We start from the raw sequence: 17,532 nt of genomic DNA on the forward strand, positions 1-17,532 counted from the left end.
TTCGAACGACGCAAGGATGTACTAGCGAGCTGCGTAGTACTCCACGACGAACTGCACTTCACAGGTCACGGGAACTTCGGCACGCTTCGGGGCGCGCACGAGGCGAGCCTGGAGCTTGTCGAGTTCGACCTCGAGGTACGGCGGAAGCTTAGGAAGAACGTCGACGTGTCCGCCGGCCGCTGCTACCTGGAAAGGCTCGGTGCCTTCGCTCCTGGCCTTGACGTGGATGAGCTGGCCCGGCTTCACGCGGAAGGACGGGCGGTCGACGAGCTGGCCGTCGACGAGGATGTGACGGTGCACAACCATCTGGCGAGCCTGCGCCGTGGTGCGGGCGATGGCCGAGCGAACGAGGAGAGCGTCGAGACGGGTCTCGAGGATCTCGACGAGGTTTTCACCCGTCAGGCCCTTGATGCGGCGAGCCTCTTCGAAGGCGATCTTCAGCTGCTTCTCGCGGATGCCGTACTGGGCGCGCAGGCGCTGCTTCTCGCGAAGACGCACAGCGTAGTCGGAGTCGGTCTTGCGCTTGGTGCGGCCGTGCTCACCCGGAGCGTATGGACGCTTCTCGAGGTACTTCGCTGCCTTGGGGGTGAGGGCAATGCCCAGTGCCCGCGAGAGGCGGGTCTTGCTACGTGTACGTGACTTGGTAGACACGGGTTCCTTTCGGTGGAATCTCAAACTGGATGTGCCGGTGCGCGCGGAGGCGAACCGGAAAGTTAGAGGGGTGAGCCGGAACAGTTCGGCTAAAGAACATGTCCGTCAACCCGGTTCAGTGCAGCCATACAGTTAACCGGGCCTAGGCCAGCAGCAATCCTAACACGCCGGCTGCCTCAGACGCGCCCGCCGCGCACGATGCGGAGAAGCTTCGCCAGCCGTGATGAGACATCCCTCTCGTTGCCGTGCTGGGTCGGCTGGTAATAGCGCACGCCCTGCAGTTCGTCGGGGAGATACTGCTGCTCCACGACACCGACGTCGGCGTCGTGGGGATAGCGGTAGCCCTTGCCGTGCCCGAGCCGTTTGGCGCCGGCGTAATGGGCATCGCGCATCGGCTTGGGAACGCGACCGAACTTGCCGGCCCGCACGTCGGCGATGGCACGATCGATCGCGACGTACGAGGCATTCGACTTCGCAGCCGTCGCGAGATAGACGACGGCCTCCGCGAGGGGGATGCGTCCCTCGGGCATGCCGATGAACTGCACGGAGTCGGCAGCCGCGACAGCGATGACCAGGGCGTTCGGATCCGCCATCCCGATGTCCTCTGCGGCAGACACGATGATGCGGCGGGAGATGAAACGCGGGTCCTCCCCCGCCTCTATCATCCGGGCCAGGTAGTGAAGTGCTGCGTCGACGTCTGAACCGCGAATGGACTTGATGAAGGCACTGATGACGTCGTAGTGCTCATCACCGTTCCTGTCGTAGCGGAGCAGTGCTCGATCGACCGCGGAAGAGACGATGTCGGCGGTGATCACCGGGCGTCGTTCCGCTGCCGGGGCGTGCGCTCTGGAGGTGGCGGACCCTGGCGAGTCTTCGCTCTCCTCGTCGTCGTCGTCAGGGCTCTCGTCGTCGTCGTTGTCAGGATCGAGGTCGGCGGTGTTCCTGTCGTCGTCGGCCGACTCTCCTGCGTCGAGCGAATCGGCGCTGACGGATGCCGCTTCAAGCGCTGTCAGGGCGCGCCGAGCGTCGCCCGAGGCGAGCCGGATGATCGTGTCGCGGGCGTCGTCGGTCACATCGAACCGGCCGCCGAGTCCGCGAGGGTCCTCGATCGCCCGATCGAGGACGATCCGGAGGTCGTCGTCGGTGAGCTGTTCCAGGGTCAGGAGAAGCGACCGCGAGAGCAGAGGTGAGATGACGGAGAACGAGGGGTTCTCGGTCGTCGCAGCCACGAGAATGACCCAGCCGTTCTCAACTCCGGGGAGGAGAGCATCCTGCTGCGCCTTGGTGAAGCGGTGGATCTCGTCGAGGAAGAGAACGGTGGACAGGCCGTACAGATCCCTGCTCGTCATCGCTTCGTCCATGACCTGGCGGACGTCTTTGACGCCTGCCGAGACGGCGGACAGTTCGACGAATCGTCGGCCGGAACTGTGGGCGATCGATTGGGCGATCGTCGTCTTGCCCGTTCCCGGCGGGCCCCAGAGGATGACGGACACCGATCCTTTGTCGCCGGATTTGCTCGTGGCGAGGCTGACAAGCGGTGAACCGGGCTTGAGGAGATGCTTTTGCCCGGCGACCTCGTCGAGGCTCTTGGGCCTCATGCGCACGGCGAGCGGAACGCTACCCGAATGCAGCGCCGCTGTCGTATTTGCCATGGTGCAAGGCTAGCCGCACCCGCCGACAATCGCGGCGGGTGCGGCCAGGAGTCCTATTCGACCGCCGATGCGGCCGTGGAGAGGAGGGCTACGTAGTCTTCGAGTCCCCAGGTCAGCGACAGTGCACTCGGCGGAGACACCGCGGCGATCAGTTCGACGCCGACGACCGATGCGACAGCGCCGCTCGCGACAGCGGGGATCGTCTTCGCATAGCTCGACGACAGGAATGCGGATTCCGCTTCCGCAGTGTCCGAGTAGCTGACGAGGATGTCGCTCTCGAGCTTGTCGACCTCTTCGTAACTCAGCTCGTAGTAGAAGCTTGAGTCGCCGGTGGAGAGTTCCTCGACGGCGGGGGCGTCGACGAGCCCGAGGTCGAAGAGGAAGTCGACGCGGGAGTCCGCGCCCTTGTAGACATAGAACTTGCCTCCGAAGTCGGCGACGGCGGCGACGGTCTTGCCGGCCAGCTCGGGGTGGGCCTCCGCCTGTTCAGCGGTGATCGCGGCAATATCGTTGAGCACGGTTTCGGCTTCCGCGGTTTTGCCGAGCGCTTCGCCGACGGTCGTGACGACGTCGGTCCACGGGGTCGACCACGGGGCGTCCGGGTAGGCGACGGTCGGCGCGATCTCGCTCAGGAGGTCGTACTGTTCCTCGGTGATCCCGGAGTACACCGCGAGGATCAGGTCGGGTGACTGCTCCGCGATGTCTTCGTACGCGGGTTCTTCGACCGTCGATGGGATGATCGCGGGGGTGTCGGCGTCGAGATCCTCGAGCGCTTCGGCAACCCAGGGCAGCACGCCATTCTCGTCTCCGCCATAGCTCTGTGCTTCCATTCCGACCGGGACGACCCCGACGGCGATCGCGGCATCCGTCGATCCCCAGCCGAGGGTGACGACCCGCTCCGGGGCCTCTTCAATCTTCGTGTCGCCGAAGGCGTGCTCGATCGAGACGGGGAACGATGAGGCGCCGGTGTCGTCTGCGGGAGCGGTTTTGTCGGCGGACGCCGGCGCGCAGCCGCTGAGGGCAAGCAGGGTGACGGCGGCGGTCGCGATTAACGCGAGTCGGGGTCGAGATGGCACAGGTGCTCCAGGTTCAGTTTGGGATGTTAGGTGAGCCTATCCTAATACGAGATGGGTGCCGGGCGGTGAAAACGACCGATGGGAATCACCATCGGTGTACCGCACACGGGGTCGGGAATGATGTGAGACTCCAGGCCGAAGGCGCGCTGCACCAGTTCCGGGGTGAGCACGTCGGCCGGAGCGCCGGTGGCGACGACCTCGCCATGAGCCATCACGACGAGGTGATGGGCGTAGCGCGCGGCGAGGTTGAGGTCGTGCAGGACCATCACGATGGTCTTCTTCCGGGTGTGGTTCAGTTCGGCGAGGAGATCGAGCAACTCGATCTGGTGAGTCACGTCGAGGAACGTAGTGGGCTCGTCGAGCAGCAGGATGTCGGTGTCCTGGGCCAGGGCCATGGCGACCCACACCCGCTGCCGCTGCCCACCGGAGAGCTCCCCCACTCGCCTGCCTGCCAGTTCGGTCGTCGACGTCGCGGCCATCGCATCAGCGACGATGGCGCCGTCAGCGCTCGACCAGGAACGGAAAAGCCCCTGGTGCGGATGCCGTCCCCTCCCGACGAGGTCGGCGACGGTGATTCCGTCCGGCGCGATCGGGGACTGAGGCAGGATCCCGACGACCCGGGCGAATTCCTTGGCCGGGTAGGTCGAAATCTGCCGGTCGTCCAGGCGGACGATACCGGCGGATGGGCGGAGAAGTCGCGCGATCCCGCGCAGCAACGTCGACTTACCGCATGCGTTCGCCCCGACGATGACGGTGACGTCTCCGTCGGGAATGGTGAGGTCGAGGTCGCCGATCACCTCCCGACCGTCGTAGGCGAGGCTGAGCCCGTCAGCTTCGAGGGTATGTGCGGGCTCCGCGCCCTGCAGTCGTTCTCGGCTCATGCGCTGCGGTCTCCTTTGTTCGTGGTGGCGAGCAGCCACAGCAGGTAGGGGGCCCCGAGGACGCCGGTGAGGATCCCGGCGGGAACCTGAAGCTCGCCGGGAAGCGCGTGCTGCGCGAGGAAGTCGGCGGCGACCACGAGTGCTGCGCCGACGAGAGCGCTCGGCACGAGAGCGAGAGAACCGTCGCGGACGACGCGACGGGCGATGGGCGCAGAGACGAAGGCGACGAACGCGATGGGTCCCACGAACGCCGTCGCCGTGGCGCACAGCGCGACAGCGATGCCGACAAGCGCGAGCCGGGTCGCTTCGACAGGTACACCGAGACCCCCGGCGGTGTCATCGCCGAGCTGGAGGACGCGCAGGCGAGGGGCGAGTGCGGCGACCAGAGGGAGAAGGACGACGAGCGTTCCTGCGAGCACCGCGATGTCGGGCCACTTCGCCCCGCCGACGCCGCCGACCATCCAGACGAGCGCCTGCGATACCTCCTTCACTTCGCCGCGCGTGAGAAGGTATCCGAGCGCCGACTGGATCAGGAAGGCGACACCGACACCGATGAGAACGAACCGGTACCCACTCACTCCGTCGCGCCAGGACAGGAGGTAGATGGCAGCGGCGACGACGAGTGCCCCGGCGAAAGCACTCAGCGACACGATCGCGCCGCTGGCCCCGAAAACGAGGATCGCCGTCGCGGCGGAGACGCTCGCGCCCCCGGAGATGCCGATGATGTCCGGGCTCGCGAGGTCGTTCCTCAGAATTGTCTGGAACAGGGCACCGGCGATGGCGAAAGCGGCCCCGGCCAGGATCCCGAGAACAACGCGCGGCAGACGCAAACGGAAGACGATGACGTTGTCGCTCCCTGAGCCCTGCCCGATCAGGGTGAGGACGAGGTCACTCGGAGTCAGCGTGTATGCACCGACAGAGACACTCAGCGCTGCGAGCACGACGACGAGAAGGCCGAGCAACGCGATGACGATGCGCCGGCGAGAGGTTGCCGGGGCCGAGGGTGCGCGGGATGACCGTGTATCGGCATCCGTGTGTTTCACAACGGTCATAGCCCGGCCATCCTCGAACGACGGACGATGACGATGAGCACGGGAGCTCCGAGGAGAGCGACGAGGAGTCCGGCCTCGATTTCGCCCGGGTAGGCGAGAAGCCGCCCGAGAGTGTCCGCCGCGAGCACGAGGACGGGGCCGAGAACGGCGGAGTAAACCAGGATCCAGCGATAGTCCGGTCCCGTGAACGGTCGAACGAGGTGCGGGATCACGAGACCCACGAACACAATGGGCCCGGCAAGTGCCGTCGCCGTACCGCAGAGAAGAACGATGGCTGCCGCAGCGATCGCCCGCGACACGCCCACACCCTGACCGAGACCTTTCGCGAGGTCATCACCGAGTGAGAGGACATTGAGGGTGGAACCGATCGTGGCGGCGAGCACTCCCCCCGCGAGCAGGAAAGGAAGGAGCGACACGGCGGCGTCGAGGTCCCGGTTGACGAGCGAACCGACCGACCAGAACCGGTAATTGCTCAACGTGTCGATGTCGGTGATGAGAAGCAGCGTGATGATCGATGTGATCCCCGCGGTCATGGCCGTCCCGGCAAGGGCAAGAGTGACGGGGGTCGAGCCGCCGCGTGCGAGCGACCCGACGAGGTAGACGATCGCCGCGGCGACCGCGGCTCCGGCGAAAGCGAACCAGACGTAGCCTGCCGGGCTTGTGACGCCGAAAAAGGTGATCGCAACGACGACGAATAGGGACGCGCCTGCGTTCACTCCGAGAAGCCCCGGATCAGCAAGAGGGTTCCGCGTGATGCCCTGCATGATGGTTCCCGCGACGGCGAGGGCCGACCCGACGACGAGGCCGATGACGGTGCGGGGGACGCGCAGGTCGCGCACGACGGAGTGATCGGTGTTTCCGGCGACAGGGTCGAACAACGCGGCGAATACCGTGTCGATCGATGTGGCCCGGGTTCCGAGGGTGAGGCTGAGTGCCACGACAACGACGAGCACGCCCACAGCGGCGAGCAGTCCCAGTCGTCGTCGCGTCCGCGACGCAAGCGGAGTCGCCGTTGCCGTCGCCTCGATGAGGCCGGCGGCCATTACTGCGCTTCGGCTTTCCCTGTGCGCCAATACCCCATGAACGCGATCCGCTTACGGTCGATACCGGTTTCGCTGACGAGGAACCGGCGCAATGTCTTGATCACTCCGGCCTCCCCCGCGAGCCAGGCGTAGAAGTCACCGTTGTGCTGGGCCTCGGGAGAATCCCAGAGGAGCTCGGTGTCGACATCCACGTCTTCGACGAGCTGAACCGAACTCGCGAGGGCCGCGCGATACATCGGTCGGTTCCTGGCGACCCACTCTCGAACCGCGGGATCGAGGACAGCACCAGGCTGGAGATCCTCCCGGGGAAGCCAGGTGACCTCGGAGCCTTCCGGTACATCGAGGGGCAGGATGTCGGCTGCACTTGGCACCTCGATGAATGCCCTGGCCTTGCGCCACGCTGGCAGCGATTCGATCACGCTGCAGATCGCGGGTGCCGCTGTCTCGTCGCCCACGAGCAGCACGCACCGCGCATCACCGGGGTGCCAGTCGATCCCGATAGCCGAGTTCTCGCTCGCCGCGTCTGGACCGATGAGGACGACTTCGTCTCCGGGCTCGGCGCGATTCAGCCAGCGCGAGGCCGGCCCACCGTCTCCGTGCGCGACCATGTCGACGTCGACCTCCCGGTCGTGCGGGCGGACCGCGCGTACCGTGTAGGTGCGGAACGGGTTGCGCTCGGCGTCAGGCAGGGCACGCCACCGTGTGTACCAGCTGCCATCGGAAATCGTCCCAGGATGTGCCGCTCCGAACTCCGATATCCCGGTGCCTTCGAGTGGAAACACGATTTTCAGCCGCTGGTCAAGACGGTCGATGCCGAAGCCGCCGAGATCATCCCCGGTGAACGTGACGCGAACGAAGTGCGGGCTCAGTTTGCGCACGGCGACCACGGTTGCCTCGTACGGGCGATACGCGGGACGGGAGTCCTTGACGGCGACGGGGCTCAGAGTAAGCATTACCTAAGTATGGCATGGCTAACCTAAATCACGCCTGGGCATTTGGTACCCGCCGTCACAGGACCGTAAGGTTTCACGGGGTGAGGAAGCCGCAGGCGACTCCCCGGCGCGACTGCGCACAGGCACCCATGGAGGATCCACGTGGCACCCAGCAAGATCGAAGACCGCGCTGCACGCGCGAATCGCGAACGGCTCAAAGGATATAAAGCCCGCCAGGCGATGCACGCGTTTCGGATCCGTCGCAGAAAGCGCGACAACTGGATTGCGGTTGTCGCCATCGTCGTCGTCGCGATCGGTGCCACCTTCGCTCAACTGGCCTATTTCTCCGCCGGCCCCGGAAAACCGGCTGCAACGGCGGAACCGGAACCGGAACCGACCGAGACCCTCCCAGCCGAGGGCGAAAACGTCGGTGACGTCCCGGATCCAGCCCTCGCCGAAGCGCGCACCTGGACAGGCACTCTCTCGATCAATGACGTGCCGCTCGGCATCGAACTCGACGGTGCGACCGCCCCTCAGGGCGTCGCATCCTTCGTCTCCCTCTCCCAGAAGGGGTTCTACGCCGATGTCTCCTGCCACCGCCTGACCAACGACGGATTCTTCGTTCTCCAGTGCGGAGACCCGGAGGGCGACGGAAGCGGCGGCCCCGGTTACAGTTACGGACCGATCGAGAATGCGCCGACGGACGACGTCTACCCGGCAGGGACGATCGCCATGGCGAGGCAGGGTGGCGACGCGTACAGCAACGGCAGCCAGTTCTTCATCGTCTACGAGGACACCACGATCCCGTCGGATGCCGCTGGTGGTTACACCGTTCTCGGGTCGGTCACGAGCGGGCTCGACGAACTGAAGGCTCAAGTGATCGACGAGGGCATCGAGGGTGGCGTCACTGACGGTCCGCCAGCGGTTCCCGTTGTCATCACCGGTGTCACCGTCGAGTAGCCATTGCCGCGCGGAAGCGCCGACGTAATAGGCTTGAGCAGAGTTTCCGGTCGCACAGCAGTGCGGCACCCACAGCAAGGTGAGGCACGTGTCCAATTCAGAGCAGCAACCATGGGGTCGCGTCGGCGATTCCGGCGCCGTCTTCGTCCGCGAGGGTGAGAACTGGCGCGAGGTTGGCCAGTACCCAGACGGTACGCCGGAAGAAGCACTGGCATACTTCGAGCGCAAGTTCGTCGACCTCGCCGGTCAGGTGACGCTGCTCGAGCAGCGCGTCAAGCGGGGAGCCCCCGCCGCCGATGTCGCGACCGCCGTCGCCCGCCTGGCGAAGAACCTCGAGGGCGCCAATGCGGTTGGTGACCTCGAGAGCCTGAAGGCCCGCGTCGCCGCACTCGACTCCACTGTCGGCGAACTCACCGAGCAGCAGGGCGAAGAAGCGAAGGCGGCCGTCGCCGAGGCACTTGCGACACGGACGGCGATCGTCACGGAAGCGGAGAAACTGGCCGCACAGGACCCGGCGAAGGCGCAGTGGAAGAACACCACTGAGCAGATCAACGCGTTGTTCGCCCAGTGGCAGACCCACCAGCAGGAAGGTCCGAAGCTTCCCAAGGGAGAGGCCAACGACCTCTGGAAGCGATTCCGCACCGCCAAGTCCACGATCGAACAGAACCGGCGTGCGTTCTTCGCTGAACTCGACTCCGTGCACCGTGACGCCAAGAGCCGCAAGCAGGCGCTCATCGAGAAGGCCGAAGCGCTCATTGAAAAGGGTGTGGACGGCATCCCCGGATACCGCGCGCTCCTCGACGAGTGGAAGCAGTCCGGTCGAGCGGGCAAGCGCCACGACGACGCGCTGTGGGCTCGCTTCAAAGCGGCAGGCGATGCGATCTACGCGGCGAAGTCCGAAGTAGACGCCAGGGACCACGCCGAATTCTCCGGCAACCTCGAACTCAAGCTGGCCCTTCTGAACGAAGCAGAGCCGCTCCTCGCTGAGAAGGACCGCGACAAGCTGCGTTCTTCGCTCGCCGATATCCAGCGACGCTGGGACGAGATCGGAAAGGTTCCCCGGGACCAGGTCAAGAACGTCGAGGACCGGTTGCGCAAGGTCGAGCAGCACCTGCGAACCCTCGACGACGATCACTGGAAGCGGAACAACCCGGAGACCAAGGCTCGCACCGAGGGCCTCGCCGGGCAGCTGAACGCCGCTATCGCGAAGCTCGAGCGGGAACTCGACGACGCGAAGGCATCCGGGGACGAAGCGCGGATCGCCGAGGCGACCGAGGCTCTTGAAGCACGCAAGCTCTGGCTCAACGCACTCTCCTGAGACCGGAGCTTCTCCACACCGTCGCCACCGGCGCCCGACTCTGCACAGCAGGGACGGGCGCCGGTTTCGTCTGAGCGCATCCGGGCAGGCTGTAACCCGTGTTTCGGATTCCGCCGGTGATGGCCCCCGGCATTCTCCCTCTGGCGGAGTTGTCCGCCGCCCGGCTCGACGGCGACCTGTTTGCGGTCGACGAGTGCTGGGTCTGTGCCGATGAGCCCGATGGCAGCGAGATCAGGGCTGAGGCGCTGAGCCGCCTTCTCCCGCCCTCCTCCGATCGCCTGATCGTGATGGGAATCAGTGCTGCCTGGTTGCACGCGGCGACGGATGTTCCTCCCCCGCGTCACGAGGCCTGCTCGCGACTCGGAGAACGGTCGACCCCGATGCTCACGAGGAGGTTTGTGTTGCGCGAACTCCTCCTCGCCGACGCGGACGTCGAACGGATCGGTCCGGTCCGTGTGACGACGCCCGTACGCACCGCCTTCGACCTTGCTCGGCGAACGACGCTGTCTGCACCGGAACTCAGGGCACTCGCCACGCTTGTGGGCGACCATGGGGTCTGTCCTGCCGACGCGACGGACGGCATCCGTGCGACTCTGCCGGGAGCGCGGCTCGCGATCGAACGGATCGCGGCGCTATGGAATCAGCCGCCGTTGACCCGGTAAACGTCGTAGACCGCGTCGATTCGCCGCACGGCGTTGAGCACTCGGTCGAGGTGCGTGGTGTCGCCCATCTCGAACACGAACCGGCTGATGGCGAGACGGTTCGTCGATGTCGACACGGTGGCGGAGAGAATGTTGACGTGGTGTTCGCTGAGCACCCGCGTGACGTCGCTGAGAAGGCCCGCCCGGTCGAGAGCCTCGACCTGGATGTTGACGAGGAACACGCTCTTCGACGTCGGCGCCCATTCGACGTCGATCATCCGCTCGGGTTCCTTGAGCAGCTCCTGCACGTTGTGGCAGTCGCTCCTGTGGACGGAGACGCCGGATCCGCGGGTGACGAAGCCGACGATGTCGTCTCCCGGGACGGGGGTGCAGCATTTCGACATCTTCACGAGGATGTCCGGGGCGCCGCGGACGAGGACTCCTGAGTCGCTGTGCGGAAGCTTACGGGTGCGTCCACGCACCGGGAAGTCGATGGCCTCGGCTTCAGCCTCGCTGTCGCCCTGCAGGAGCGCGGCAACCTTCTCGAGCACGGACTGGGTCGATACGTGACCCTCACCGACCGCTGCGTAGAGCGCAGAGACGTCCTCGTATCGCATCTGCGCGGCGACCTCGGCGAAGGAGTCCTGGCTCATGAGTTTTTGAAGGGGCAGGTTCTGTTTGCGCATCGCGCGGGCGATCGCATCCTTGCCCTGCTCGATCGCTTCGTCGCGGCGTTCCTTCGTGAACCACTGCCGGATCTTGTTGCGCGCGCGGGTGCTCTTGACGAAGCTGAGCCAGTCCTGGCTCGGCCCAGAGTCCGGGTTCTTCGAGGTGAACACCTCGACGACCTCACCGCTGTTGAGCTCGGTCTCGAGCGGGACGAGGCGACCGTTCACTTTGGCGCCCATCGTGCGGTGTCCCACCTCGGTGTGGACGGCGTACGCGAAATCGACAGGTGTTGCGCCGGCTGGCAGCCCGATCACGCGGCCCTTCGGCGTGAAGACGTAGACCTCTTTCGCGCCGATTTCGAACCGGAGCGAGTCGAGGAACTCCCCCGGATCGGCGGTCTCCGCCTGCCAGTCTGAGATGTGGGCGAGCCAGACCATGTCGTTCTCATTGGCCTTGGCGCCAGCGTTCTTGCCGTTGACGTTTTCCTTGTACTTCCAGTGAGCGGCAACTCCGTATTCGGCGTGCTGATGCATCTCGTGGGTACGGATCTGGATCTCGACGCTCTTGCCGCCTGGACCGATCACCGTCGTGTGAAGCGACTGGTACAGGTTGAACTTCGGGGTGGCGATGTAGTCCTTGAACCGCCCGGGGATCGGCGTCCAGCGCGCGTGGATGGCACCGAGCACGGCGTAGCAGTCGCGGACCGAGTTCACCAGGATCCGGATACCGATGAGGTCGTAGATCTCGTCGAAGTCCCGGCCGCGCACGATCATCTTCTGGTAGATCGAGTAATACTGCTTCGGCCGGCCGACGACCTTGCCCCGGATCTTCGCAGCCTTCAGATCCTCGTTGACCGAGTCGATGACCTGGTGGACGAGTTCTTCCCGCTGGGGCGTGCGCTGCTTGACGAGGCTCTCGATCTCGGCGTAGAGCTTCGGGTACAGCACAGCGAACGAGAGGTCTTCGAGCTCCCACTTGATGGTCTGGATTCCGAGGCGGTGAGCGAGCGGGGTGTAGATCTCAAGGGTTTCGGTGGCCTTGCGGGCTGCCTTCTCCGGAGGAACGAATCCCCAGGTTCTCGCGTTGTGCAGCCGGTCGGCGAGTTTGATGACGAGGACGCGGATGTCCTTCGACATCGCGACGATCATCTTCCGGACAGTCTCGGCCTGGGCGCTTTCGCCGTACTTGACCTTGTCGAGCTTCGTCACGCCGTCGACGAGCATCGCGACCTCGTCACCGAATTCGGCGCGCAGCTCGTCGAGCGGGTATCCCGTGTCTTCCACGGTGTCGTGGAGGAGGGCAGCGGCGAGTGTCTTTGGGCCGATCCCGAGGTCCGCGAGGATCTGCGCGACAGCGACGGGGTGGGTGATGTACGGCTCGCCGCTTTGACGCTTCTGCCCGCGATGCGCTTTCTCGGCGACGGTATACGCGCGCTCGATGATCGAGAGGTCAGACTTCGGGTGGTGCATTCGCGCAGTGCGGATCAACCGCTCGACCGCGCCGACGGGCTGCGCCTTCGAGAAAATACGCGGTACAAGGCGGCGCAGGGAGGCACTTGACGATTGTGTTTCAGTCATCGGACAACCTCCCTCTCTCCATTATCCCGCGTGGCGGACGCGATTCAGACCGCTGGAGCGACGACGGGTGATTCCGTGGAGCGCTTGCGTGCCTCGAGGATCCTCTCGTCGCGCTTCCTGATCTCAGGCTCGTTCTGGCGGAACAGCGCATACAACGGCGCAGCGACAAAGATCGTCGAGTACGTCGCGATGAGGATACCGACGAAGAGGGACAGCGAGATGTCACGGAGCGTCTCGGCTCCGAGAACGAAGTTCCCGATGACGAGGATGGATGCCACGGGCAGCGCGGCGACGACGGACGTGTTGATCGACCGCACGAGCGTCTGGTTGACGGCGAGGTTCACGGACTCTCCGAAGGTCCTCGGAGAGTTGTCACCGTCCTCGGTTGTGTTCTCGCGGATCTTGTCGAAGACGACGACGGTGTCGTAGAGGGAGTATCCGAGAATGGTGAGGAATCCGATCACCGCCGCCGGGCTGACCTCGAAGCCACTGAGCGCGTACACGCCGAGCGAGATGACGAGGACGTCGAGCAGACCGAGCATCGCCGCCGCGGACATCTTCCAGGTGCGGAAGTACAGCGCCATGGTGATGAAAGCGAGAGCGAGGAAGATGACGAGCCCGGTGATCGCCTGACGGGTGACGTCCTGACCCCAGGACGCGCCGATGAACGAGGTGGCAACGGCATTCTCCTCGACGTCGAACGCCTCGGCGAGAGCCGCGGTCACGTCGTTGGTCTCATCGCTCGTCAGCTGGTTGGTCTGGATCCGCACCGAGTCGTCTCCGACGGTGCTGACCTTGGAGACCGCGTCAGGGACGACGCTTGCAACAGCATCCGTCGCCAGGTCCTGATCGGCGGAGGCCACGGGTGACACCGTGAACTGCGACCCGCCGGTGAACTCGAAGCTCAGGTTGAATCCGCCCTTGACGACGGGCACGAGGATCGATGCCAGGACGAGAAGAATGGCGACGGTGAACCAGACCCTGCGGTTGCCCACAAAGTTGAAGGATCGTTTCCCCGTGTAGAGGTCGTTGCCGAAAGTGGTCAGGCTTGCCATTAGGAATCCTTCTCCTGGCTCGTGCTTCCGCCAGCGGCGATGAGCTCGGCCTGCTTGCGCTCCGCGATGGTCTGGCGCTTTGTTGCCTCACGGCTGGACTTTGCTGCTTTGGTTTTCGACACGTCGACCGGCTGGCGGAACTGAGCGCGGCCACGGTACACGGCACCGAGAGCGGTGGGGTCGAGGCCCGAGAGCGGGTGGCCGCTGGAGAAGAACTTCGTCCGCGCCAGCAACTGCAGGGTGGGGTGAGTGAAGAGCAACACGACGATGACGTCGATCACGGTGGTCACACCGAGGGTGAATGCGAAGCCCTTGACGTTGCCGACGGCGAGAACGTAGAGAACGATCGCGGCGAGCAGGTTGACGCCCTTGGACGCGTAAATCGTCCGCTTCGCTCGCTTCCAGCCGGCTTCGACCGCAGATTCCAGTCCACGTCCGTCACGGAGCTCATCGCGGATACGTTCGAAGTACACGATGAACGAGTCCGCGGTGAATCCGATCGCAACGATGAGCCCGGCGACACCGGCGAGTGACAAGCGGTACCCGTTGCGCCAGGAGAGGATCGCGATCACGAGGTAGGTGAGGACCGCCGCGACGACGAGCGACGCGAGGGTCACCGTTCCGAGGAGCCGGTACTGGAAGAGGGTGTAGACGGCGACAAGCGCAAGCCCGATGAGCCCGGCGATGATTCCGATCTCGAGCTGGCTGGAGCCGAGTGTTGCTGAGATCTGGTCGGAACTCTGCACCACGAAGCTGATGGGAAGTGCGCCGTACTTCAACTGGTCGGCAAGAGTCTTCGACGACTCCTGCGTGAAGTTACCGGAGATTTCGGGCTTGCCGTCACTGATCACAGCGAGAGTCTGCGGGGCCGAAATGACCTGGTTGTCGAGAACGATCGCGAACTGGTTCTGCGGGCTTTCGAGGCCGTTGAGCCGACTGGTGACCTCGGCGAACTGGTCGGTTCCCTGTCCGTTGAAGACGAGGTTCACCGCCCACTCCCCGGTCGTCGCGCCGGTCTGGGTGGTCCGCATGCCGTTGGTGGCGTCGGTGATCTTCGATCCCTCGACCTCAACGGGTCCGAGGATGTACTTCACGCTGCCGTCAGCCTCACACGCGATGATCGGTTCGTCCGCAGGCTGGACGACACCGGGCTCGACGGGTTCGTTGCAGTCGAATGCCTGGAACTGCGCCTCGAGTGCCGGGGTGATCTGGCTGAGGTCGCTCGGGCTGGTCGGTTCTGCCGTCGGAGTGTTCGGGAGGGCAGGGTCGGGGCTGGGGTACGGGGTCTCGGTGCCGTCTTCGCCGACGAAGGTGTTCGACGGCTGGCCGGCAACCAGGACAGCACGGAATTCGAGCTTCGCGGATGCTTCGATGCGCTTGCGGGTCTCCTCGTCGGCTTCACCCGGGATGGAAACGACGACGTTGTTGCCCTCGGTGTTGACCTCTGCCTCGGACACGCCGGACGCGTCGACGCGCTGGCGGATGATGGAAACGGCCTGGGCGAGTTGCTCGGGCGTCGCCTGCTCACCACCCTCGAGGTTCGGCTTGAGGATCATCTGCGTGCCACCCTCGAGGTCGAGGGCGAGCTTCGGTGCCCAGCTCGCGCTCGACCAGATGATGCCTCCGACAAGGATGCCGAGGAGGGCAAGGGTGATCACACCGAGCCAGGTCAGGGAACGTCCCGCCATCCGGGTGGGCGTCAACTTCGACTGTGCCAACGACGTACTCAGCTTTCTAATGACCGCTCGTCCCACACGAGGATGGGACGAGCGCTACGAGGGTGTTGCAGTGGAGAGGAGCGGCACGGGTCGGCCGCGCCCCTCAGGAAGACTACTGGTCTGAGTTCTTCTCACGTGAATCGGAGGCAGGCTTGGTGTCCGTGCCGTCCGCGACCTCGCCGAACTCAGGCTCCGTCGTGAACGACGGGTGGTCCTCGTTGATCTGCTCGTCGTCCGCGACGACGTCTTCCTCGACCTCGGGGGCGACTTCCTCGTCGAGGAAGCGAACGATGGTCTGCTTGTGCACGGTGAGAACGTTGCCGGGGCTGGTTTCAACCTGGACCTTCTCTTCGTTGACGCTGAGGATGGTGCCGAATACACCGAAGTTCGTCATCACCTCTGCACCAGGAACGATCTTCGTCTGCTTTTCCTCGATGTCTTTCTTGCGCTTCTGTCCGTTGCGGAACATGAAGAAGATGAGGACGGCGAGGATGGCAAGCATGCCGATGCTGAGTGGATCAAGAATCATGAGTTTTGTGAAGCCTTCCGCGGTGGTCTCACCGCAAGGTTAGGGAGCAGGCCGAGAGGCCAGGTTCAAATTATAGAACATCGGGCAGCAGGGAACCCTGAGCGTGGGGTACCCCGAAGTGGGCAAACGCCTGAGGTGTCGCAACCCTACCGCGCGGGGTGCGCGTGATGAGGCCGATCCGGACGAGGAACGGTTCGACGACGCTCTCGACCGTTTCGGCTTCCTCACCGACGGAAACCGCCAGGGTGTTGAGGCCGACCGGCCCTCCCCCGAATCGGGTGAGCATGATGTCCATCACCGCACGGTCGAGCCGGTCAAGACCGAGTTCATCGACGTCGTAGAGCGTGAGCGCGGCACGAACCGATGCCTTGTCTGCGTCTGTCCGGTGCACCAGGACATAGTCACGCACCCGGCGAAGCAGCCGGTTCGCGATCCGCGGTGTGCCCCGGCACCTGCCGGCGATCTCGGCGAGGGCGTCGTCGGCGATCGGGAAGTTGAGCATCCGGGCCGCGCGTTGCAGCACTTGCTCGAGCTCGGGCGCGTCGTAGAACTCCAGATGTGCCGTGAAGCCGAAGCGGTCCCGGAGCGGGTTGGGAAGCATTCCGGATCTCGTCGTCGCCCCGACGAGGGTGAACGGTGCGAGGTCGAGCGGCACGGAGGTGGCGCCCTGGCCTTTGCCGACCATGATGTCGATGCGGAAGTCCTCCATGGCGAGATAGAGCATCTCTTCGGCCGAGCGTGCCATCCGGTGGATCTCGTCGATGAAGAGGACCTCGCCAGGGACGAGGCTCGACAGCACTGCAGCCAGGTCACCCGCATGCTGGATCGCCGGCCCACTCGACATCCGGAGTGGTTTGTCGCTCTCATGGGCGACGATCATGGCCAGCGTCGTCTTGCCGAGTCCTGGAGGACCGGAGAGCAGGATGTGGTCAGCGGTACGACCCTGGATGGCTGCAGCCTTGAGCAGGAGTTCGAGCTGCCCACGGACCTTGGTCTGCCCGACGAACTCGTCAAGGCTCTGCGGGCGGAGCGCTCCCTCGAAGACGAGCTCGGAGTCCGACTGCGGTTCGGGGTCGGTCAGATCGAAATCACTCATGATTCCGCACCCGCAGCGACTGCACTGTGCTGGGCGGGTCCGAGCTGGGCGAGGGCAAGTCGCAGAAGCGTCTGCACGGGGAATGCAGCGGCATCCGGATTCGCTGCAATGACCCCTTCGACGGCCGACGCGGCGATCTTCTCGGACCAGCCGAGCCCGACGAGGGCGACGACGACCTGGTCGCCAGCGGGCGTCACAGCGGGGCGGGCGGCGGGCTCGGCGTGGGCGATGAGCTTGCCTGCGAGCGAGACGACGATGAGTTTGGCGGTCTTGGGTCCGATACCGGATACCTTGCGGAACGCGGCGTCGTCTTCGGCGGCGACCGCCGTGGCGATCTGACCGGGGCCGAGAACGGAGAGCACGCCGAGCGCGGACTTCGGGCCGACGCCTGTGACACCTGTCAGCAGTTCGAAGACGGCGAGTTGTTCTCGGGTCTCGAAGCCGAAGAGACTCATCGCGTCCTCGCGCACGATGAATGCGGTGTGCACGAAGGCCGAGTCACCGACCCTCAATGCGAGGGCATGTTCAGGGGTGACCTGGATCGCATAACCGATCCCGCCGACCTCGATGACGATGTTCCCGCCGACGGCTGAGAGCACTGTTCCACGTACGCTTGAGATCACTCCGTCAGCCTACGTGGGGCATCCGACAGTTGGGTGGAGCCACGCTGTCTGGCGAGGTG

General features: G+C 64.9%; 16 protein-coding genes. 3 read left to right on the forward strand and 13 right to left on the reverse strand.

Annotated features, from left to right (window positions below):
• Positions 1–21 precede the first annotated feature (21 nt).
• The 7 genes from rpsD to D9V29_RS05255 all read right to left on the reverse strand — a co-directional run bounded on the left by rpsD (position 22) and on the right by D9V29_RS05255 (position 7,308).
• Positions 22–651, reverse strand: coding sequence for a 30S ribosomal protein S4 (gene rpsD, locus D9V29_RS05225; protein WP_090712772.1), 630 nt, complete (start codon positions 649–651; stop codon positions 22–24).
• A 176-nt stretch (positions 652–827) separates the two neighbouring features.
• On the reverse strand, positions 828–2,303 hold the full coding sequence (locus tag D9V29_RS05230) for a replication-associated recombination protein A (protein WP_121672258.1): 1,476 nt from the start codon (positions 2,301–2,303) through the stop codon (positions 828–830).
• 53 nt (positions 2,304–2,356) lie between these two features.
• Positions 2,357–3,379, reverse strand: coding sequence for an iron-siderophore ABC transporter substrate-binding protein (locus D9V29_RS05235; RefSeq protein WP_121672259.1), 1,023 nt, complete (start codon positions 3,377–3,379; stop codon positions 2,357–2,359).
• Positions 3,380–3,420: 41 nt separating this feature from the next.
• Positions 3,421–4,260 (reverse strand): ABC transporter ATP-binding protein, encoded by an 840-nt coding sequence (locus tag D9V29_RS05240; RefSeq protein ID WP_121672260.1) that lies wholly within the window; start codon positions 4,258–4,260, stop codon positions 3,421–3,423.
• The gene (locus D9V29_RS05245; RefSeq protein WP_121672261.1) at positions 4,257–5,312 is read right to left on the reverse strand and encodes a FecCD family ABC transporter permease; all 1,056 of its coding nucleotides are present in this window, start codon (positions 5,310–5,312) and stop codon (positions 4,257–4,259) included. The genes D9V29_RS05240 and D9V29_RS05245 overlap by 4 nt, the downstream gene beginning before the upstream one ends.
• On the reverse strand, positions 5,309–6,355 hold the full coding sequence (locus D9V29_RS05250; protein ID WP_121672262.1) for a FecCD family ABC transporter permease: 1,047 nt from the start codon (positions 6,353–6,355) through the stop codon (positions 5,309–5,311). The genes D9V29_RS05245 and D9V29_RS05250 overlap by 4 nt, the downstream gene beginning before the upstream one ends.
• Positions 6,355–7,308 carry a siderophore-interacting protein gene (locus tag D9V29_RS05255; protein WP_121672263.1) on the reverse strand — a complete coding sequence of 318 codons (954 nt, stop codon included), beginning with the start codon at positions 7,306–7,308 and terminating at the stop codon, positions 6,355–6,357. Before D9V29_RS05255 ends, D9V29_RS05250 begins: the two co-directional genes overlap by 1 nt.
• Positions 7,309–7,449: 141 nt before the next feature.
• Here D9V29_RS05255 and D9V29_RS05260 point away from each other — a divergent pair, with 141 nt between their 5' ends.
• The 3 genes from D9V29_RS05260 to D9V29_RS05270 all read left to right on the forward strand — a co-directional run bounded on the left by D9V29_RS05260 (position 7,450) and on the right by D9V29_RS05270 (position 10,227).
• Entirely contained in the window at positions 7,450–8,247 is a 798-nt protein-coding gene (locus D9V29_RS05260) for a peptidylprolyl isomerase (RefSeq protein ID WP_121672264.1), read from the forward strand.
• 88 nt (positions 8,248–8,335) lie between these two features.
• Positions 8,336–9,565, forward strand: a complete 1,230-nt coding sequence (locus D9V29_RS05265; RefSeq protein ID WP_121672265.1) for a DUF349 domain-containing protein — start codon at positions 8,336–8,338, stop codon at positions 9,563–9,565.
• 98 nt (positions 9,566–9,663) lie between these two features.
• Positions 9,664–10,227 (forward strand): type IV toxin-antitoxin system AbiEi family antitoxin, encoded by a 564-nt coding sequence (locus D9V29_RS05270; protein WP_147436222.1) that lies wholly within the window; start codon positions 9,664–9,666, stop codon positions 10,225–10,227.
• On the opposite strand, the gene D9V29_RS05275 is transcribed toward D9V29_RS05270, so the two are convergent.
• The 6 genes from D9V29_RS05275 to ruvA form a co-directional block, all read right to left on the reverse strand.
• Entirely contained in the window at positions 10,206–12,452 is a 2,247-nt protein-coding gene (locus tag D9V29_RS05275) for a RelA/SpoT family protein (RefSeq protein WP_121672267.1), read from the reverse strand. The two genes, D9V29_RS05270 and D9V29_RS05275, sit on opposite strands and share 22 nt — an antisense overlap.
• 44 nt (positions 12,453–12,496) lie before the next feature.
• A complete protein-coding gene (gene secF, locus D9V29_RS05280) occupies positions 12,497–13,507 on the reverse strand; it encodes a protein translocase subunit SecF (RefSeq protein ID WP_121672268.1) in 1,011 nt (336 codons plus the stop codon).
• Positions 13,507–15,195: a protein translocase subunit SecD gene (gene secD, locus D9V29_RS05285; RefSeq protein WP_121672269.1), complete on the reverse strand. Its 1,689-nt coding sequence runs from the start codon at positions 15,193–15,195 to the stop codon at positions 13,507–13,509. Before secD ends, secF begins: the two co-directional genes overlap by 1 nt.
• 142 nt (positions 15,196–15,337) lie before the next feature.
• A complete protein-coding gene (gene yajC, locus D9V29_RS05290; RefSeq protein ID WP_121672270.1) occupies positions 15,338–15,754 on the reverse strand; it encodes a preprotein translocase subunit YajC in 417 nt (138 codons plus the stop codon).
• 70 nt (positions 15,755–15,824) lie between these two features.
• Positions 15,825–16,850: a Holliday junction branch migration DNA helicase RuvB gene (ruvB, locus tag D9V29_RS05295; protein ID WP_121672271.1), complete on the reverse strand. Its 1,026-nt coding sequence runs from the start codon at positions 16,848–16,850 to the stop codon at positions 15,825–15,827.
• Positions 16,847–17,473: a Holliday junction branch migration protein RuvA gene (gene ruvA, locus D9V29_RS05300; protein WP_121672272.1), complete on the reverse strand. Its 627-nt coding sequence runs from the start codon at positions 17,471–17,473 to the stop codon at positions 16,847–16,849. Before ruvA ends, ruvB begins: the two co-directional genes overlap by 4 nt.
• Positions 17,474–17,532: the final 59 nt, after the last annotated feature.

Source organism: Mycetocola manganoxydans (assembly GCF_003667545.1).
Taxonomy (GTDB): Bacteria; Actinomycetota; Actinomycetes; order Actinomycetales; family Microbacteriaceae; genus Mycetocola_A; species Mycetocola_A manganoxydans.